Source organism: Jatrophihabitans sp. sgz311053, from assembly GCF_056135305.1.
Window position 1 is genome coordinate 1,405,327 of sequence record NZ_JBWAXP010000002.1, and the last position, 18,833, is coordinate 1,424,159.

Consider the following 18,833-nt stretch of genomic DNA (forward strand, 5'->3'; position numbering starts at 1 on the left):
CGACAGGGGAAGCGGGTCAGCGGGTGACGGCCAGCTTGGTCAGCGTGATCGGCAGCTTCGGCTTGCCGTCCGTGCTCGAGCCCGGTGTCCCGCTGTCCGGTGTCGTCGCGACACCGCCGGCCGCCACCTTGTCGACGACCGACAGTCCCGACGTCACCTTGCCGAAGACGGTGTACTGCAGCTGACCGAGGTTCTGCCGAAGGCTGGGGGAGTCCTTGTAGACGATGAAGAACTGGCTGCCGCCGCTGTGGGGCTGTGCCGAGCGGGCCATCGCGATGGTGCCGGCGGGGTACGACTCACGGCCCGTTGCCTCGTCCGGGATGGAGTAGCCCGGTCCGCCGGTGCCCTGGCCGGTCGGGTCACCGCACTGCAGGACGTAGATCCCCTCGGTGACGAGGCGGTGGCACGGCGATTTGTCGTAGTAGCCCTGCTTCACGAGCGAGACGAAGCTCGCGACGGTGCAGGGTGCCAGTGCGCGGTTCAGTGTGAAGCTCATGGCACCGCGGTTGGTGCGGACGCTGACGTCCACACTGCCGGTCTTCGGCGGTGTCGTGGTGGTCGGCGCGACGATGCCGGACTTGACCGAGGTCTGCGCCTTGGTCCAGTCGCACGGATACGTCGGGGTGCGGGCCGCGGTGGAGGAGGCGGCTGACCTGCTCGGCTGGCCGGAGTCGGCCGCCTGCTTGTCGTCGTCGCTGCCGCTCGTCCCGGCGATGAGCGCGATCACCCCACCGACGACCACGATGACGGCGACGATCGAGATGATGAGGTTCGTCTTCTTCCGCCGGGCCGCCTGCTCCCGTCGCTTGTCGGCCTGGCGCTGCAGCTTGCGGCGCTCGGCCTCCCGGCGCTGCTTCTCGGTCGGCATCAGCTGGTCTTGACGAGGTCGATGACGAAGACGAGGGCGGTGTTGGCCGGGATGGTGGGCGGGCTGCCGGTCGCGCCGTACCCGAGTGCGGACGGCAGGATCACGATGCGACGACCGCCCACCTTCATCGGCGGGATCTTCGCAGCGGAGTTGCCGCCGATGCCCTGAGTGAAGCCGGGGACGACCTTCTGCAGCGAGAACTCCGCCGGCTGTCCGCCGCGGGCCCAGGAGGAGTCGAAGGCGGTCCCGGCGCGGTACAGGACACCGGCGTACTGGACACTCACCGTCGAGGTCAGCGAGGGGGTCTTGCCCTTACCGACCACGAGATCCTTGTACTCGAGCTTCGTCGGGTCGGTGGTGCCGGCCGAGCAGACCTTCGGCTCGGCCTTGAGGTTCGTCGGATTGCCGACGGTGACGCCCTGGAAGGTGACCGCACCCTTGGCCTGCTTGGCCGTGGTGCAGTCGGCCGGCTTCTCGGCACTCGACGAGCCCGACGGCGAGGACGACGGCGAGGGACTCTGCGTCGCGGCGGCATCGTTCTTCTTGTCGTCACCGCCGGTGGCGGCGACGACGGCCAGGACGACCGCCACGATCACGACGAGGGTCCCGACCACCGAGCCGATGAGCACGACCCGCTTCTTCGTGGCCTCCCGGGCCCGGCGCTCTTCGAGCTGTCGCTGCAGCCGCAGCCGTTCGGCATCCCGGCGCTGCTTGTTCGTCGCCACCCGAGGTCCTCTCCTGTCAGGGCAAAACCTCGGGCAGTCTACGGAAACAACCTGCGCGTTCCCGGTGGAGGCTGCTCGGTAGGGTGGACCGAACCGTCGTCGATTCGTCAGGAGTGCGCGGACGTGCTCATCGCGGGCTTCCCGTCCGAGGCCACCGCCACCAACTGCTACGTCGTCGCGCCCGGTCCCGGTGAGCAGTGTGTCGTCATCGACCCGGGCGTCGGCGTGACCGGACAGCTGGACGAGATCATCGCCGAGCATCGGCTGCACCCGGTAGCGGTGCTGCTCACCCACGGGCACTTCGACCACACCTTCTCGGTGCTTCCGGTGTGCCAGGCGCGGGACGTCCCGGCGTGGATCCATCCCGGCGACCGGCCACAGCTCGCCGACCCGTGGTCCGGGGTCGGCATGCCGAAGGGCACGCCGCTGTTCGGGATGCTCACTGCCGCCGAGCCGGACGACGTCCGGGAGCTCGCCGACGGAGCGACGGTCCCGCTCGCCGGCCTGGAGTTCGGGGTCAGGCACGCCCCGGGTCACAGCCTCGGTTCGGTCGTCTTCGATCTGCCGACCGAGGACGAGCCGGTGCTCTTCGCCGGCGACGTCCTCTTCGCCGGCTCGATCGGGCGCACCGACCTGCCCGGCGGGTCGATGGCGGACATGACGCGGTCCCTCCAGCGCGTGATCCTGCCGATGGCCGATGCCACCGTCGTGCTGCCCGGCCACGGACCGCAGACCTCCATCGAGCGCGAACGCGCCACCAACCCATATCTGCAGGATCTCTGAATGCCCATCTCCGGATTTCCCGAGCTGCTGCCGTCGCAGCGCTTCGCCGAACTCGCCGCCCTCGACGCGCTGCGGCGGACCTTCGAGCTGCACGGCTTCGCGCCGCTCGAGACCCCCGCGGCGGAGTCGCTGGAGACCCTGCTGCGCAAGGGCGAGATCGACAAGGAGGTCTACGTCCTGCGGCGGCTGCAGGCCGAAGAGGACGCCTCCGACTCCGGTCTCGGCCTGCACTACGACCTCACCGTGCCCTTTGCGCGGTACGTGCTCGAACACGCCGGGCACCTGGAGTTCCCGTTCCGGCGCTTCCAGATCCAGAAGGTGTGGCGCGGCGAGCGGCCGCAGCAGGGGCGCTACCGGGAGTTCACCCAGGCCGACATCGACATCGTCGCCCGCGACACCCTGCCCTTCCACCACGACATCGAGATCGCCCGGGTCATGGCCGAGGCGCTCGGCGCGCTGGACTTCCTGCCTGCACTCACGCTGCAGGTCAACAACCGCCGCCTCATCCAGGGCTTCTACGAAGGGCTCGGCGCCAGGGACGTCGCCGCCGTGATGCGCGCCATCGACCGGCTGGACAAGGTGCCGGCCGCGGTCGTCCGCGACGAGCTGCGGGGCACCGCGGGCCTGGACGAGAAGCAGGCCGACCTCTGCCTCGCCCTCGCCGAGATCAGCGCCACCGACACCTCGTTCGTCGAGCAGGTCCGCGCCCTGGGCGTGGAACACGACCTGCTCGACCAGGGGCTCGAAGAGTTGGCCGCCGTGATCGACGGCTGCGCCTCGATCGAGGGCGTCACCGTCACCGCCGACCTCCGCATCGCCCGCGGCCTGGATTACTACACCGGCACCGTCTTCGAGACCCGGATGGCCGGGTGGGAATCCCTCGGCTCCATCTGCTCCGGTGGCCGCTACGAGGCGCTGGCCTCGGACGGGAAGAACAGCTATCCCGGCGTCGGCATCTCGCTCGGCGTGACCCGGCTGCTCATGCCGCTGTTCCAGTCCGGGGCGCTGAACGGCTCGCGGGCCGTCCCGTCGGCCGTGCTCGTCGCGCTCTGGGACGAGGAGTCACGGCCGGCCTCGGACGCGATCGCCACGGCGCTGCGGGCCCGCGGCATCGCCACGGAGGTCGCCGCGACGCCGCAGAAGCTCGGCAAGCAGATCCGCTACGCCGAACGGCGGGGAATCCCGTTCGTCTGGTTCCCGGCTCGTGAGGAGTCCGCGCACCGGGTGAAGGACATCCGCTCCGGCGACGAGGTGACGGCCGATCCCGCCACCTGGACGCCCCCTGAATCCGACCTGCGACCGCAGGTCATCGCCACGAAGGTTGAGTCATGATCCGCACCCACGACGCCGGCACGCTCCGCGCGTCCGACGCAGGCAGCACCGTCACCCTCGCCGGCTGGGTCGCCACGCGGCGGGACCACGGCGGTGTCACGTTCCTCGATCTGCGCGACGCCTCGGGTGTCGTGCAGGTGGTGGTCCGCGAGGACGACACCGTGCACGGCCTGCGCAACGAGTGGGTGCTGAAGGTGACCGGCGAGGTCCGCACCCGCGAGGCGCAGAACGTCAACCCGAACGTTCCCACCGGCGAGATCGAGGTCGTCGCGGGCGAGATCGAGGTCCTCAACGAGGCGAGTGCGCTGCCCTTCCAGCTCGACGCGCACGCCGAGGTGGGGGAGGAGGCGCGGCTGAAGTACCGCTACCTGGACCTGCGCCGCGCCGAGCCCGCCGCCGCGATCCGGCTGCGGAGCAAGGTCAACGCCGCGGCCCGCAACGTCCTGCTCGAGCGTGACTTCGTCGAGATCGAGACGCCGACGCTGACCCGGTCGACCCCCGAGGGTGCGCGCGACTTCCTGGTCCCGGCACGGCTGCGTCCCGGCAGCTGGTACGCCCTGCCGCAGTCGCCGCAGCTGTTCAAGCAGCTGCTCATGGTCGCCGGGATGGAGCGGTACTTCCAGATCGCCCGCTGCTACCGCGACGAGGACTTCCGTGCCGACCGGCAGCCGGAGTTCACGCAGCTCGACATCGAGATGAGCTTCGTCGACCAGGACGACGTGATCGCGCTGGCCGAGTCCGTGCTGCGTGCGCTGTGGGCGCTGATCGATGTCGAGATCGGCGACATCCCGCGGATCAGCTACGCCGAGTCGATGCAGCGTTACGGCACCGACAAGCCCGACCTGCGCTTCGATCTGGAGCTCGTGGAGTGCACCGAGTTCTTCGCCGAGACCCCGTTCCGGGTCTTCCAGGCGCCGTACGTGGGTGCGGTCGTCATGGCCGGCGGTGCCTCGCAGCCGCGGCGCACGCTGGACGCCTGGCAGGAGTTCGCCAAGCAGCGCGGTCACCGCGGGTTGGCCTACATCCTCGTCGGCGAGGACGGTGAGCTCGGCGGCCCGGTGGCCAAGAACCTCTCCGACGCCGAGCGGGCCGGGATCGTCGAACACGTCGGGGCCCAGGCCGGCGACTGCATCTTCTTCGCGGCGGGCCCGGCGTCCGGGGCGCGGGCGCTGCTCGGCGCGACCCGGCTGGAGATCGGCAAGCGGCTCGGCCTCATCGACGAGTCGGCGTGGTCGTTCCTCTGGGTCGTGGACGCCCCGCTGTTCGAGCCGTCCTCGGCCGCCGTCGCCTCCGGTGACGTGGCCGTCGGGGCGGGGGAGTGGACGGCCGTCCACCACGCCTTCACCTCTCCCAAACCCGAGTCCATCGACAGCTTCGACACCGACCCCGGCTCGGCGCTGGCCTACGCCTACGACATCGTCTGCAACGGCAACGAGATCGGCGGCGGGTCGATCCGTATCCACCGTCGCGACGTGCAGGAGCGGGTCTTCAAGGTCATGGGCCTGTCGCAGGAGGAGGCGCGCGAGAAGTTCGGGTTCCTGCTCGACGCCTTCAGCTACGGCGCCCCGCCGCACGGCGGCATCGCCTTCGGCTGGGACCGCATCTGCGCGCTGCTCTCCGGCGCCGACTCGATTCGCGACGTGATCGCGTTTCCGAAGTCCGGTGGCGGGTACGACCCGTTGACGGCGGCGCCCGCGCCGATCACGCCGGAACAGCGCAAGGAAGCCGGCGTGGACGCCAAGCCCGAGTCCGAGGAGGACGGCAACAATGTCTGATTGGAACCAGCAGATCATCGACGAGTTCCACACCAAGAACGGTGTGGTCGGCGGTCAGTTCGCCGGAGCCAACATGGTGCTGCTGCATCACGTCGGCCGCTCGTCCGGCAAGGGCTACGTCACGCCGGTCGTGTGGTTCGAGGGCGCGCCCGGCACCATCTACGTCGTCGCCTCGGCCGCGGGCGCCCCGGAGCACCCGCAGTGGTACCACAACCTGGTCGCCGCCGAGCGGGCCAGCGTCGAGGTCGGCCGCGGTGACGGTGTCGGCGGTATCGACGTCCACGACGTGACCACCACCGAGCTCGAGGGCGAGGAGCGCGACCGCGTCTACGCCGAGATCGTGAAGCAGGCGCCGGGCTTCGGTGAGTACGAGAAGAAGACCGAGGGCATCCGCACCATCCCCGTGCTGGCGTTGACGCGCGCATGAGCGAGGCTTGCCGAGCGAATCAGAGTCATCGCGCGCGTGGAGGCTCGTGCGCGCCCGGAGCGAAGCGAGGACGCGCATGAGCGGACCCGCCGACATCCCGCGTTTCGGCCCGTCTCAGCCGGCCTCGCCGCCCGCCGACGAGCCCGAGGAGACCGGGGTCCGCAACGACCTCGTCCGGGCCGCCATCGAGGCGGTCGCCGAGCAGGCCGGTCAGGGCTCCGGCGAGCCCGCCGGCACCGTGACGACGATGCACGTGCTGCGGCACTGCCTGCACGGCTTCCTGCTGCTGGACGTCACCGGCTCCGAGCTCGAGGTCGACGACAACGGCCAGATCGCCGAGGGCTCGACCATCAGCATCCGTGGCGGCGAGGGTCCCGACGGCGAGTCGGCGATCTTCGCCTTCACCTCACAGCAGCAGCTCGCGCTCATGTACCCCGACGACGGGGCCGCCGAAGGGGTCCAGGTGCAGTCGCTGGTCCAGGAGGCCGCCGGCGTCCTGGAGCTGGTGCGGGAGCAGGAGGCGTCCTGGCTGCTACTGGATGCCGGTGGCCCCAGCGTGGCGCTGTCCGCCGACGACATCGAGTTCGCGCTGCGCGTTCCCCGCAACGACGCGATCCGGGCCGCAGTGGATCCCGGCGTGCCGCGCGAGGTGCTGCTCGAGGCGCTGCGGCAGCCGGGTCCGCTGTCCCTGGCGGTCGACTCCCCGGAGCTCGAGCCCGGCGAGCAGCAGCGGGAGAACACCCCGGTGCGCGTCCGCACCGTCGACGCCCCGGACGGCAACGGCCAGGCGCTGGCGGTCTTCACCTCCGGCCCGGAGGTCATCGCCCTCTCCCCGGACGACCGCATCGCCACCCAGGACGCCACCGAGCTGGTCGCCCTCGCCGCCAACGGTGACTTCGGGGGTCTGCTGGTGAACGCGGCCGGGCCCTGGGCTTACGTCACCGTCGAGGAGCTGAAGGGGCTCTCCGGGGCGTGACATGTCCGGCAGCGTGATCAGCGGGGCTGTCCGTTCTCGCCGAACCAGCGCGCCAGCGCGCCGCGTCGGCTGACGGCCCGCAGGCGCTGCTCGGTCTCGTCCCGCTCGCCGCGGTTGGTGACGATGAGCATCTGGTCGCCGGTGCGGAGCCGGGTGGCGCGATCGGGGACGAAGCTGCGGGCATCACGCAGGATCAGCGTGATCACGCTGCGGGACGGCAGCCGCAGCTCGAGCAGCGACACCGAGTCCAGCCGTGACCCCGGCTGGATTGTGACGGTGAGCAGCTCGGCGTCGAGCACGTCCAGCGGCGCGGCCTCGACGTCGATGTGGCGGGCCGCCTCCCGCGGGGCCAGCCGGAGCAGCCGGGCGAAGGGCGCGAGCGACGGCCCCTGGATGAGCGTGAAGACCACGACGAGGACGAAGACGATGTTGAGCACCCGCTCGCTGCCGGCCACCCCCTCGACGATGGGGAAGGTGGCGAGCACGATCGGCACGGCGCCGCGCAGGCCGGCGAAGGAGAGATAGAGCTGCTCGCGGATCGGCACCCGGAAGGGCAGCAGCGACGCGAAGACCGAGGCGGGCCGGGCCAGCAGCAGCAGGACCACCCCGGCGACGATGCCGGGCACCAGCTGCGCCGGGAGCTCGGACGGATCGACGAGCAGGCCGAGCAGGACGAAGAGCCCGATCTGGGCCAGCCAGCCGAAGCCCTCGGCGAACGACCGGGTGGCGGCGCGGTGCGGTAGTCCGGTGTTGGCCAGGACGAGAGCACTCAGGTAGGCGGCGAGGAACCCGCTGGCGTGGGCGGAGCCTGCCGCGGCGAAGGCCACCATGCCGAGACCGAAGATCGCGAGCGGGTAGAGCCCGGAGGCGGGCAGGGCCAGTCGCCGCAGCGCCCAGGACCCGGCGAAACCCAGGGCGAGACCGATCCCGGCACCGGCGGCGAGCTCGTAGAGCAGTTCCAGGACGAAGTGCACGCCGTCGACGTGGAACGGGACCGCGGCGAAGAGCGTCACCAGGATCACCGACGGGGCGTCGTTGAAGCCGGATTCGGCCTCCAGCAGGCCGGCGACCCGTTTCGGCAGCGGCACGACCCGCAGGATGGCGAAGACCGCGGCGGCGTCGGTCGAGGAGACGATCGCGCCGAGCAGTAGGGCCAGCTGCCAGTCGAAGCCGAGCAGCAGGTGGGCGCCGGCGGCGGTGATCAGGGTGCTGACGCCGACGCCGAGCGTCGCCAGCAATCCGGCCGGCGCGAGCACCGAGCGGACCTCGGACCAGCGGGTGGTGAGACCACCCTCGACGAGGATGACGGCCAAGGCTGCCGTGCCGAGGTCCTGGGCCGCCTGCGCGTTGTCGAACTTGATGCCGATGACGTCCTCGCCGAGGACCACACCGAGGCCGAGGAAGAGCAGCAGGCTGGGCAGACCCACCACGGTCGCGAGCCGCGTCGCGCCGATACTGACCAGGACGACGACGCCGCCGACCAGCAGCACGAGGTAGAGCTGCTCCAGGGTCACGCGTGAGATCTCCTCCCGTCGCCGAAACATCCAGCCTAGAGGTCGAGTGGTGCAGAGAGGGCATCTCCGGCGCCGCTCGAGCGAGTGGAGCGAAGCGCGAGAAGAATTCTCTGCCGCGGGCTCAGGTGCTGCCGCCGGTTGCCGATAAGGACTGCTAGCCGCACGGATGCGGCGGTCGCGGCCGGAGACTCCGGCCGTTGTTCCCCCCGACTCACGGAGGAGTACTCCATGTCCCGAACCGTCCTGCCTCGTCGGCTTCTTGCCGCGGGTTGCGCGATCGCGGCCGGTCTCGGCGCCGCGGTCCTGGCCGGTGGCACCGCCGCTGACGCCGCCGGCACGATGACCATCACCTCGATCAACGTCCACCGGCTCCCGGCGCTCACCGCGAAGCAGACCCTGACGATCACCGGCACCAACTTCGACGAAGACTCGATCAGCAGCGTCGCCATCGCCGGCTGCACCGCCGGCACCTACTTCGTCTCCAGCGCCACGTCGCTGGTCTTCAAGACCGACAACACCTGCGCGGTCGGGACCAACGCGGTCATCACCATCACCCCGGTCTCCGGCTCCAACGTGGTCACCACGCCATCCACCAACACCAAGCAGGCGCTGGACTTCGTCGCGGCGCCGACCCTGGCCGCCAACAACGGCACCACCTTCCCGGTCGTCACCTCCGGGACCGCCAGCCAGACCACGCCGACCCGCACCGCTTCGGTCAGCGGCGGCACCGGCATCCGCGTCACCGCCGGGGCGACGAAGTTCGTCAACAGCGCCACCTACCCGCTGTCGGCGACCATCAACGGCGTCAAGGTCACCAACGTGGTCATGAAGACCGGTGGCGACTGGTTCACCGCGACGCTGCCGGCCCTGGCCGCCAGCTCCGCGCCGGTACTGCGCATCACCAGCAACGGCGTCTCGAAGTCCTTCAACTACGCCGCCGCCTCGTCGTCGGCCACCGTCGCGGACAGCTTCCAGTTCGTCATCGCCGGCGTCGGCATCACCGTCGCCCCGGTCTCCGGCCCGATGGACGGCGGCAACGTCATCACCGTCAAGGGCACCGGTTTCGACTCGACCACCACCGCGACCGTCGGCGGCACCAGCTGCCCGAAGACCGGCACCACCACCGCCACGACCTTCACCTGCACCGTGCCGGCTGCCACCACCGCGGGCCCGGTCAGCGTGGTGACGACCACCGGCTCCGTCACCAGCGTCGTCACCGCGGGCAGCACCTACACCTACGTCTCGTGATCTGACGCGCACCACCCGGCGGCGGTGGCGTGATCTCCTCGGAGGTCCCGCCACCGCCGCTGTGCTGTCTCCGGCGTCCCGCTTCTCGCGGGCAGGTGCCGTGATCGCCAGCCGATGACCTTGGGCGTGGCATGACCATCGGGACGAGCGCGTCTTGCTGTCGCGACCATTGGTGGAGGGAAACGGACTTACTCATGGAGCGAGGCCGGCGTCGGAGGCAACGCCTAGGCTGATCCGGTGACGCTGTTCGGGACGGGATCGGACGCCGACCCCGGCGATGCCGCTCCCGGCGCGACGGTTGACGCCGCCGCGCCGCTGGCCGCGCGGATGCGACCGCGGACGCTCGACGAGGTCGTCGGGCAGCAGCATCTGCTCGCCGCGGGCTCGCCGTTGCGTCGACTCGTCGAGGGCGACGCGCCGATGTCGCTGATCCTCTTCGGCCCGCCCGGCACCGGCAAGACGACCCTGGCGCTCATCGTCTCGTCCGCGACGAACCGCCGCTTCGAGCAGCTCTCTGCTCTCAACGCCGGGGTGAAGGACGTCCGCGAGGTCATCGCCCGGGCGAAGGTCGAGCTCAACCATCACGGCCGGCAGACCGTCCTGTTCATCGACGAGATCCACCGCTTCAGCAAGACGCAGCAGGACTCGCTGCTCGCCGCCGTCGAGGCGCGGCAGGTCACGCTGGTGGCGGCGACGACGGAGAACCCGTTCTTCTCGATCGTCTCGCCGCTGCTGTCGCGCAGCCTGCTGCTCACGTTGCAGCCGCTGGACGAGGCGGCGGTGGGGCAGCTGGTCGACCGCGCACTCGTCTCCCCTCGCGGTCTGGACTCGGCCGTCACGCTGGCCGACGACGCTCGCGCCCACCTGCTGCGACTGGCCGGCGGGGACGCGCGGCGGGCGCTCACCGCGCTCGAGGCCGCGGCCGGGACGACGATCGCCGAGGGGCGTGCGGTGATCGAGCTGAAGACCCTCGAGCAGGCCGTGGACAGTGCGGCGGTCCGCTACGACCGCGACGGCGACCAGCACTACGACGTCATCAGCGCCTTCATCAAATCCATCCGCGGCTCCGATCCCGACGCGGCGGTCCACTACCTGGCTCGCATGCTGGAGGCGGGGGAGGATCCGCGCTTCATCGCGCGCCGGCTGGTCGTCCACGCCTCCGAGGACATCGGTCTGGCCGACCCCACGGCGCTGCTCGCCGCGACGGCCGCGGCGCAGGCCGTCCAGCTGATCGGGCTCCCGGAGGCCCGGATCAACCTCGCCCAGGCGACGCTGCACCTGGCGTTGGCGCCGAAGTCCAACGCGGTGATCGCCGCCATCAACGCGGCGCAGTCCGATGTCCGCGGCGGCCTCGCCGGCGCCGTCCCACCGGCGCTGCGCGACGCGCACTACAGCGGGGCGAAGAAGCTGGGGGCGGGGAAGGCCTACCGCTATCCGCACGACCATCCCGACGGGGTCGTCGCGCAGCAGTACCCGCCGGACGAACTGGTGGGCCGGAACTACTACGAGCCGGCCGACCGCGGCGCGGAGCGCCATTTGCGCGAGCGGCTGGACAGACTACGCAACGTCATCCGGGGCCGTGGGGGCGGCGCTGGCTGACCAGATAGGGTCGGTTCAGGGTTTCATGTGATCGTTTCCGGGTTGCCGTAGCGGGGAGAGTCAGACATGTCCGGTGGCGCCATCGCCGCGTTGATCGCTGCGGGTGCGTTCGTCCTGCTCGTGCTGCTGCTCGCCATTCCGCTGCTCAAGCTCGGGCGCACGCTGGACGAGGCGACCCTCGCGGTCCGCAAGACCCACGAGGGCGTCGCGCCGATCATGACCGAGGCGCAGTCCACGGTGACGCAGCTCAACGCGCAGCTCGTCCACATCGAGGGCATCGCCAAGAACGTCAACTCGATGACGACGAACGTCGCGGCGATGACCGCGGTGGTGTCGTCCACCCTCGGCAGCCCCATGATCAAGGCCGCCGCCTTCACCTACGGTGTCCGCAAGACGGTCTCGAACCGTCGCGACGAAGAGGCGATCAAGGCCGCCCGTCGCAAGCACCGCGCCAGCCGACGGGGGCGCTGACCATGCGTCGCCTCTTCTGGCTCGTCATGGGCATCACCATCGGCGTCCTCGTCGTCCGCAAGCTCTCGGCTGCGGCGCAGCGCCTCACCCCCAAGGGCATGGCGGAGACGGTCGGCTCCGGACTTGCCGAGCTCTCCGCCGCGATCCGCGACTTCGGCACCGACGTCCGTGAGGCGATGGCCGAGCGGGAGGCCGAGCTGCGGGAGTCCACCGGGCTGGACGGGCAGCTGGGGCACCGACCGGGACGCGACGCCGATCCTGCTTGATCCCGGCGTGACAGTCGTCGCCTGGCTCGACCTCGGGCCGGGAGCGGCTCGTGGCCGAGTGAGCTCGAAAACTGTCAGACCCTGCTTCTAGCGTCGCGGTCATGTCGGGGGACGTGGCCAGTGCGGACGAGCTCATGCGGTGGGCTGCCTCTGCCGCGGTGCCGGCCGACGAGGCGCTGCTGACGCCGTTCGGATTCGTGGACGTGCCGGCCCTCTCCGAGGCGGGGCGCGTCGATGCGCTGGTAGCGCTGGAGCGGTTGCGGTCCTGGGTGGACGCGCAGCAGTCCCGGGTCTTCGCGGCATGCGCCGCGGCCGATTCTTCTGAGGAGCAGTGGAGCCGGGACGAGATCGCGGCGGCGCTGCACCTGTCGCGACGGGCCGTGGACGAGCGGCTGCACGCCGGCCAGGAGCTGGTCGAGCGTCTGCCGGAGACGCTGGGCCTGCTGCAGGACGGGACGTTGACGTCGCGCCACACCCGCTCGCTGGTGGATGCCGTCCTCCCGCTGGACGACGCGACGACGGCGGCGGTCCAGACGCGTGTGCTGGGGCGGCTGCGTGAGCAGGTCGCGGCCGGGGGAGCAGTGCCGACGCCGGCGGTCTTCGCGCGTGCGGTGCGTCGTGCCGTCGTCAGCACCGATCCCCGTTCCGCCGAGGTCCGTCACCGCCAGGCCGCTCAGCTGCGTCGGGTGGTGGTGACCGACCAGCCCGACGGCATGGCCGAGCTCTGGGCGCTCCTCCCCGCCGACGGGGCGGCGACGCTCTTCACCGCGCTCACCGCCGCGGCGGCGAAGCAGGTCGACGGCGACGACCGCAGCGTCGACCAGCGACGTGCCGACGCGCTGGTCAACCTCGCCGCGCAGACGTTGGACGACCCCGGCCTGCCGCGCTGGCAGGGCCGGCGCCCGCGCGTGCAGGTGACGGTCGCGGCGACCACCCTGCTCGGACTCGACGACGAACCGGGCCACCTGGAGTCGCTCGGCCCGATTCCGGCCACGCTGGCCCGGCAGATCGCCGCTGACCCATCGGGCACTTGGCGGCGGTTGCTCACCGACGAGGCCGGCGTGCTGATCGACTCCGCCCAGACCTACCGGCCGCCGGCCGACCTGGGCGAGTTCGTCCGAGCCCGCGACCGTCGGTGTCGCTTCCCCGGCTGCTCGCAACCGGCCCGCCGTTGCGAGATCGACCACCAGCAGCCGTGGGAGGACGGCGGGCGCACCGAGCCAGCCAACCTCGAGTGCCTGTGCCTGCGGCACCACCAGCTCAAACACCGCGCCGGCTGGCACGTCACCGGTGATCCGGCCGAGGTCCTGACCTGGACCAGCCCCACCGGTCACGTCTACCTCACCTTCCCCGACCCCTACGACTAGCGGGGTGCGCCGCCGGAGTGCGGTGGTCCGAGATCCCTGCAGCAGGCGTGCGGGAATACATCACTGCCGGTCTGGCAGCATGGCGGGGTGAGATCAGCCGACATCCGGGCCCGCTTCCTCGGGCACTTCGAACGCAACGGCCACACTGTCGTCCCCAGCGCCCCGCTGCCCTTCGACGACCCCAACCTGCTGTTCGTGAACGCCGGCATGGTCCAGTTCGTGCCCTACTTCATCGGGCAGCAGACGCCGCCGTGGAACCGCGCGACCAGCGTGCAGAAGTGCATCCGTACGCCGGACATCGACGAGGTCGGCAAGACCACCCGGCACGGCACGTTCTTCCAGATGAACGGCAACTTCAGCTTCGGCGATTACTTCAAGGCTGACGCGGTGCGCCTGGCCTGGGAGCTGTCGACGAACTCGGTCGCCGACGGTGGCTTCGGCCTCGACGGCGACCGCATCTGGGCCACCGTCTACCTCGACGACGACGAGGCCGTGGACATCTGGCATCGGCAGATCGGCCTGCCGATGGATCGCATCGTCCGCAAGGGCATGGACGACAACTTCTGGTCCATGGGTATCCCCGGTCCCTGCGGCCCGTGCAGCGAGCTCTACTACGACCGCGGTTCGGATTACGGCCTCGAAGGCGGTCCGGCCGTCGACGAGGACCGCTACATGGAGTTCTGGAACCTCGTCTTCATGCAGAACGAGCGGGGCGCGAATACCGGTCCCGGCAAGTCCGAGTACCCAGTGCTCGGCGAGCTGCCGAAGAAGAACATCGACACTGGTATGGGCATGGAGCGCATGGCGACGCTGCTGCAGGGCGTCGACAACATGTACGAGATCGACGAGACCCGTCCCGTCCTCGATCGGGCGGCTGCTCTGTCGGGGAAGGTCTACGGCGCCCACTCCGGGCACGCGGCGAGCCAGAGCCATCCCGACGACGTCCGGCTGCGTGTGGTGGCTGACCACGTCCGCACCGCGCTGATGCTCATCGGGGACGGCGTGACGCCGTCCAATGAGGGTCGCGGTTACGTGCTGCGGCGCATCATGCGTCGGGCGATCCGCTCGATGCGCCTGCTCGGTGTGCAGGAGCCCGTCATGCCCGAGCTGCTGCCGGTGAGCCGCGACGCGATGTCGCCGTCCTATCCGGAGCTCGCGACGGACTTCGGCCGCATCTCGATGGTGGCCTACGCCGAGGAGGAGACCTTCCTGCGCACGCTCGCCTCCGGCACCACCATCCTCGACACCGCAGTAGCGCAGACGAAGCAGCAGGGCGGCAGCCAGCTCTCCGGGGCGAGCGCGTTCCAGCTGCACGACACCTATGGCTTCCCGATCGACCTGACCCTGGAGATGGCCGCCGAGCAGGGTCTGGCCGTGGACCAGGAGGGTTTCCGGACCCTGATGGCCGAGCAGCGGCAGCGGGCCAAGGAGGACAGCCGCAGCAAGAAGACCGCGCACGCGGACCTGTCGGTCTTCCGGCAACTGCGCGACCAGGGCGAGACCCCGTTCACCGGTTATGAGGAGCTCGAGACCGAGACGACCGTCCGCGGCCTGGTGCGAGACGGCGCCCTCGTCCGTGATGCCCAGCCGGGCGAGATCGTCGAGGTCGTGCTGGACCGGACCCCCTTCTACGCCGAGTCCGGCGGCCAGATCGCCGACGAGGGCCTGATCCGTGTCGGTGACGCCACGCTGCAGGTGCTCGACGTGCAGAAGGCGGTCAAGGGTCTGATCGTGCACCGCGCGATGGTCCGTGACGCCGAGGTCGTGAGCGGGGCCGGTGCCGTCGCGACGGTCGACCCCGAGTGGCGCACCGGCGCCCGGCAGGCGCACTCGGGGACGCACATCGTGCATGCCGCGTTGCGTCACGTCCTCGGCCCTTCGGCGCTGCAGAGCGGCTCGTACAACAAGCCCGGCTACCTGCGCTTGGACTTCGCGTGGGGCAAGGCACTGGACGCGCAGACCCGCACCGACATCGAGGACGTCGCCAACCAGGCGCTGCGCCGCGACCTGCCGGTGGGAGTGAAGTACGTCCCGCTGGCCGAGGCGCGCGAGATGGGTGCGCTGGCGCTGTTCGGCGAGACCTACGACGAGATCGTCCGTGTCGTGGAGATCGGCGGCCCGTGGTCCCGCGAGCTCTGCGGTGGCACCCACGTGTCGCACTCGTCCCAGGTGGGGGCGATCACCGTCGTCAGCGAGTCGTCCGTCGGTTCGGGACTGCGCCGCGTCGAGGCGTACACCGGCATCGAGGCGCTGCGCTATCTCGCGACCGAACGTGCTCTGGTGGCCGGGCTCGCCGAGACGCTGAAGGTGCCCAGCGACCAGGTGCCCGACCGCGTCGCGGCGCTGCTCGAACGGCTCAAGACCGCCGAGCGCGAGCTGAACCGGCTCCGCGCGGCGGCGGTGCTCTCCAGTGCCGGCGACCTCGCGGCCAAGGCCGAGCAGGTCGGCCGTGCGAGCTTCGTCGTCGCAGAGGCGCCCGCGGGCGTCTCCGGCGGGGACCTGCGCTCGCTCGCGCTGGACGTCCGCAACCGGCTGCCCCACGGCGAGCCGGCCGCGGTCCTGCTCGCCTCGCCCGACGACAAGGGCGGCGCCGCGTTCGTGGCGACCGTCAACGACGCCGGACAGCAGGCCGGGTTCAAGGCCGGCGACCTGGTCAAGGCCTTCGCGCCGGTGCTCGGCGCCCGCGGCGGCGGCAAGGCCGACGTCGCGCAGGGCGCCGGGGGAGAGGCCGGCAAGCTGCCGGACGCCTTCGCCGCAGCCCGGACCTATGTCGCCGGCGTGGTCTGACGAGTCACCGGTGAGCGAGCAGACGGCCGGGCGCACGGCACACGACACGCCCGGCGTCTGGTTCGCCGTCGACGTGGGCACGGTCCGCGTCGGGGTCGCCCGCTGCGACCCGGCGCAGACCCTGGCCCTCCCGGTGACGACGCTGGCGCGCGACCGTCGCGCCGATCGCGACATCACCGAGTTGGCGGGTCTCGTGGCCGAGTACGAGGCCGTCGGCGTCGTGGTCGGGCTGCCACGGACCCTCTCCGGGGACGAGGGACCGGCGGCGCAGATGGCGCGCACCTACGGCGAGCAGCTCGCGGCTGCAGTGGCTCCGATTCCTGTGCAGTACCGGGACGAGCGGCTCACCACGGTGACGGCGGCGCGTAAGCTCGCGCAGAACGGCGTCCGGACCAAGGCTGGCCGGGCCGTCATCGACCAGGTCGCCGCGGTCGAGTTGTTGCAGAACTGGCTCGACGCGCAGCGGCGACACCGTCCGGACGACATCACCCCGGGGAGCGACTGAGAGTGGCGCGACGCGATCGCGAGTCGGTCTACGACTCCGACACGCACGACCTGCTCTTCGGCGACGACGGCGACCACGCCGACGACGGCGACCACGCCGGCACCGGTCACGGCGACGGCACCGTCGATCCGACGCACGACGATCCGCGGTCGGCCGGTCGCTTCGGCGACGGCGGCCACGGCAGTGACAGCTGCAGGGGCAGCGGCGACCGGCGTCCCCGCCCCACCGGCGGCCGCTCCCGACTCGAGGCGCGACGCGCCGAACGCAGTCGCCACCGTGGCCGGGTCCTCGGTGTCAGTGCTGTCGTTCTGCTGCTGGTGCTCGCCGCGGCGGTCTACTTCATCGGCGTCCCGGTGTACCGCTACCTGAACCCGGCCGACTACGACGGCAGTGGTTCCGGCTCGGTGGTCGTCACCGTGCACGCCAACGACGGCGCCAGCCAGATCGGCGACATCCTTGAGCGTGCCGGCGTGGTGGCCAGCGACCGCGCCTTCGTCGACGCCGCCGACAACGACGACCGTTCGCAGAACATCCAGCCCGGCTCGTACCGGCTCCGCAAGGGAATGGCCGCCGAGCGGGCGCTCGCGCTGCTGCTGAACCCGTCCTCGCGCGTCAACTCCGACACCGTGGTCGCCGAGGGCGCCAACATCTTCCGCGTCGAGCAGATCCTCTCGGCTCCCCGCTGCAACTCCGGCGCGCGTACCGGTGTCACCTGCGGCATCGGCGCCTCCAAGGCGGAGATCGTCAAGGTTCTCAAGGACGTCGGCAATCTCGGCATCCCCACGGACTACCTGCCGGGCGGCAAGAACCCGACCACGGCCGAGGGATTCCTCTACCCGGCGACCTACAGCTTCGACGACGAGACGACGCCGACCGAGGCCGTACAGCAGATGGTCGGCAAGTTCACCGACGTCGCCCGGAGCAACCGCTTCTCCACCGCGGCGAAGGCCCTCGGCCTGACGCCGTACCAGGCGCTGACCCTGGCCTCGATGGTCCAGGCCGAGGCGAAGTTCCCGCAGGACATGCCAAAGGTGGCACGCGTGATCCTGAACCGCCTGGCGAAGAAGACACCGTTGGCGATCGACGCGGCCAGCGTCTACGCCGCCGAGCTCGCCGGGGTGGACCCCAAGACGGTGAGCTACGCCCGCATCGACAGCCCGTACAACACCTACCGCAACGCCGGCCTGCCCCCCACGCCGATCAGCAACCCCGGCGCCGAGGCTCTCAAGGCGGCCGTGACGCCGGCGCAGGGCAACTGGACGTTCTACGTCAACGGCGATGCGCAGGGACACCTCTTCTTCACCAACAGCGAGAGCGAGTTCATCAAGGCGCAGAAGCGGTGCGCCGACAGCGGTTGGGGCTGCGCGCAGCCGTGACACGCTCGGCCGCCGTCCTCGGCCGACCGATCGGCCACTCGCTCTCGCCCGCCCTGCACCGGGCCGCCTACGCCTCGCTCGGCCTGGACTGGACGTACGAGGCCCTCGACTGCGGCGTCGCGGAGCTGCCGGAGCTGCTGGCGGCCCGCCGGGACTGGGCCGGTTTCTCGTGCACGATGCCGCTCAAGCACGCCGCCCTGGACGTCGCGGCCGAGGTGCTCCCCACCGCCGCCGCCGTCGGATCGGCGAACACCCTGCTGCCGGGTTGCGAGGGCTGGATCGCCGAGAACACCGACGTGGACGGCATCCTCGGCGCGTTGACCGAGGCGGACGTTGCCGTCGCCGGCCGGGACGTCGCGATCCTGGGGGCCGGCGGCACTGCCCAGGCCGCGCTCGCGGCGGCGGTCCGGGCCGGCGCCGGAGGTCTCACCGCGCTTGTCCGGGACCGCGCCCGCGCCGAGGCTCTGCAGCAGACCGCCGAGCGGCTCGGGGTGGAGCTCGTGCTGGCGCAGCTGGACGTCGGGGCCACCGCGCTGGCGGCGCCGCTGGTGATCTCGACGCTGCCCGCCGGCGCCGCCGATCCGCTCGCCGGGCGTGGCTGGCGCGCCGGTCAGGCTCTGCTCGACGTGGTCTACGCCCCCTGGCCCACCCCGCTTGCCGCCGCTGTCCGGGCCGTCGGCGGCACGGTCGTTGGCGGTCGCGCCATGCTGCTGCATCAGGCAGTCAGGCAGGTGGAGCTGATGACTGGTCGGACGGCGCCGGTCGAGGCGATGCGGGCCGCGCTGCCGGGATAGCCGCGGCCGTCGCGCGGTTA

Annotated in this window: 17 protein-coding genes; 14 read left to right on the top strand and 3 right to left on the bottom strand. The window is 71.1% G+C overall.

Annotated features, from left to right (window positions below):
• Positions 1-16 precede the first annotated feature (16 nt).
• Together AC0NZQ_RS15545 and AC0NZQ_RS15550 are read right to left on the bottom strand one after the other, a co-directional pair.
• On the bottom strand, positions 17-868 hold the full coding sequence (locus tag AC0NZQ_RS15545) for a peptidylprolyl isomerase (protein WP_474530828.1): 852 nt from the start codon (positions 866-868) through the stop codon (positions 17-19).
• Positions 868-1,593: an FKBP-type peptidyl-prolyl cis-trans isomerase gene (locus AC0NZQ_RS15550; protein ID WP_474530829.1), complete on the bottom strand. Its 726-nt coding sequence runs from the start codon at positions 1,591-1,593 to the stop codon at positions 868-870. The genes AC0NZQ_RS15545 and AC0NZQ_RS15550 overlap by 1 nt, the downstream gene beginning before the upstream one ends.
• 123 nt (positions 1,594-1,716) lie before the next feature.
• Here AC0NZQ_RS15550 and AC0NZQ_RS15555 point away from each other — a divergent pair, with 123 nt between their 5' ends.
• From AC0NZQ_RS15555 to AC0NZQ_RS15575, 5 genes are all read left to right on the top strand, one after another.
• A complete protein-coding gene (locus AC0NZQ_RS15555) occupies positions 1,717-2,376 on the top strand; it encodes an MBL fold metallo-hydrolase (protein ID WP_474530830.1) in 660 nt (219 codons plus the stop codon).
• Positions 2,377-3,708 (top strand): histidine--tRNA ligase, encoded by a 1,332-nt coding sequence (gene hisS, locus AC0NZQ_RS15560; RefSeq protein WP_474530831.1) that lies wholly within the window; start codon positions 2,377-2,379, stop codon positions 3,706-3,708.
• Entirely contained in the window at positions 3,705-5,483 is a 1,779-nt protein-coding gene (gene aspS, locus AC0NZQ_RS15565; RefSeq protein ID WP_474530832.1) for an aspartate--tRNA ligase, read from the top strand. Before hisS ends, aspS begins: the two co-directional genes overlap by 4 nt.
• Positions 5,476-5,910 carry a nitroreductase family deazaflavin-dependent oxidoreductase gene (locus AC0NZQ_RS15570; protein ID WP_474530833.1) on the top strand — a complete coding sequence of 145 codons (435 nt, stop codon included), beginning with the start codon at positions 5,476-5,478 and terminating at the stop codon, positions 5,908-5,910. Before aspS ends, AC0NZQ_RS15570 begins: the two co-directional genes overlap by 8 nt.
• Before the next feature lie 76 nt (positions 5,911-5,986).
• A complete protein-coding gene (locus AC0NZQ_RS15575) occupies positions 5,987-6,886 on the top strand; it encodes an SseB family protein (protein ID WP_474530834.1) in 900 nt (299 codons plus the stop codon).
• Positions 6,887-6,903: 17 nt separating this feature from the next.
• On the opposite strand, the gene AC0NZQ_RS15580 is transcribed toward AC0NZQ_RS15575, so the two are convergent.
• On the bottom strand, positions 6,904-8,400 hold the full coding sequence (locus AC0NZQ_RS15580) for a potassium/proton antiporter (RefSeq protein WP_474530835.1): 1,497 nt from the start codon (positions 8,398-8,400) through the stop codon (positions 6,904-6,906).
• Between the two features lie 228 nt (positions 8,401-8,628).
• Between AC0NZQ_RS15580 and AC0NZQ_RS15585 the strand changes: the two genes are divergently transcribed.
• The 9 genes from AC0NZQ_RS15585 (at position 8,629) to AC0NZQ_RS15625 (ending at position 18,813) form a co-directional block, all read left to right on the top strand.
• Positions 8,629-9,648, top strand: coding sequence for an IPT/TIG domain-containing protein (locus tag AC0NZQ_RS15585; protein ID WP_474530836.1), 1,020 nt, complete (start codon positions 8,629-8,631; stop codon positions 9,646-9,648).
• 327 nt (positions 9,649-9,975) lie between these two features.
• The gene (locus AC0NZQ_RS15590; RefSeq protein WP_474531416.1) at positions 9,976-11,247 is read left to right on the top strand and encodes a replication-associated recombination protein A; all 1,272 of its coding nucleotides are present in this window, start codon (positions 9,976-9,978) and stop codon (positions 11,245-11,247) included.
• Positions 11,248-11,313: 66 nt separating this feature from the next.
• The gene (locus tag AC0NZQ_RS15595) at positions 11,314-11,718 is read left to right on the top strand and encodes a DUF948 domain-containing protein (RefSeq protein ID WP_474530837.1); all 405 of its coding nucleotides are present in this window, start codon (positions 11,314-11,316) and stop codon (positions 11,716-11,718) included.
• A gap of 2 nt (positions 11,719-11,720) precedes the next feature.
• Complete coding sequence (locus AC0NZQ_RS15600) at positions 11,721-11,984, top strand: DUF6167 family protein (protein ID WP_474530838.1); 264 nt, start codon at positions 11,721-11,723, stop codon at positions 11,982-11,984.
• Positions 11,985-12,085: 101 nt separating this feature from the next.
• A complete protein-coding gene (locus tag AC0NZQ_RS15605) occupies positions 12,086-13,351 on the top strand; it encodes an HNH endonuclease signature motif containing protein (protein WP_474530840.1) in 1,266 nt (421 codons plus the stop codon).
• Positions 13,352-13,438: 87 nt separating this feature from the next.
• On the top strand, positions 13,439-16,138 hold the full coding sequence (alaS, locus tag AC0NZQ_RS15610; RefSeq protein ID WP_474530841.1) for an alanine--tRNA ligase: 2,700 nt from the start codon (positions 13,439-13,441) through the stop codon (positions 16,136-16,138).
• 10 nt (positions 16,139-16,148) lie between these two features.
• A complete protein-coding gene (ruvX, locus tag AC0NZQ_RS15615; protein WP_474530844.1) occupies positions 16,149-16,643 on the top strand; it encodes a Holliday junction resolvase RuvX in 495 nt (164 codons plus the stop codon).
• A 2-nt stretch (positions 16,644-16,645) separates the two neighbouring features.
• Positions 16,646-18,019: an endolytic transglycosylase MltG gene (mltG, locus tag AC0NZQ_RS15620; protein ID WP_474530845.1), complete on the top strand. Its 1,374-nt coding sequence runs from the start codon at positions 16,646-16,648 to the stop codon at positions 18,017-18,019.
• Positions 18,016-18,813, top strand: a complete 798-nt coding sequence (locus tag AC0NZQ_RS15625) for a shikimate dehydrogenase (RefSeq protein ID WP_474530847.1) — start codon at positions 18,016-18,018, stop codon at positions 18,811-18,813. The genes mltG and AC0NZQ_RS15625 overlap by 4 nt, the downstream gene beginning before the upstream one ends.
• Positions 18,814-18,833 lie beyond the last annotated feature (20 nt).

Coding starts and splice junctions, on each gene's coding strand:
- aspS (WP_474530832.1), top strand. CDS start 3,705: ATGATCCGCACCCACGACGCCGGCACGCTCCGCGCGTCCGACGCAGGC.
- AC0NZQ_RS15590 (WP_474531416.1), top strand. CDS start 9,976: ATGCGACCGCGGACGCTCGACGAGGTCGTCGGGCAGCAGCATCTGCTC.
- AC0NZQ_RS15585 (WP_474530836.1), top strand. CDS start 8,629: ATGTCCCGAACCGTCCTGCCTCGTCGGCTTCTTGCCGCGGGTTGCGCG.
- hisS (WP_474530831.1), top strand. CDS start 2,377: ATGCCCATCTCCGGATTTCCCGAGCTGCTGCCGTCGCAGCGCTTCGCC.
- AC0NZQ_RS15600 (WP_474530838.1), top strand. CDS start 11,721: ATGCGTCGCCTCTTCTGGCTCGTCATGGGCATCACCATCGGCGTCCTC.
- AC0NZQ_RS15605 (WP_474530840.1), top strand. CDS start 12,086: ATGTCGGGGGACGTGGCCAGTGCGGACGAGCTCATGCGGTGGGCTGCC.
- AC0NZQ_RS15545 (WP_474530828.1), bottom strand. CDS start 868: ATGCCGACCGAGAAGCAGCGCCGGGAGGCCGAGCGCCGCAAGCTGCAG.
- AC0NZQ_RS15595 (WP_474530837.1), top strand. CDS start 11,314: ATGTCCGGTGGCGCCATCGCCGCGTTGATCGCTGCGGGTGCGTTCGTC.
- AC0NZQ_RS15575 (WP_474530834.1), top strand. CDS start 5,987: ATGAGCGGACCCGCCGACATCCCGCGTTTCGGCCCGTCTCAGCCGGCC.
- AC0NZQ_RS15570 (WP_474530833.1), top strand. CDS start 5,476: ATGTCTGATTGGAACCAGCAGATCATCGACGAGTTCCACACCAAGAAC.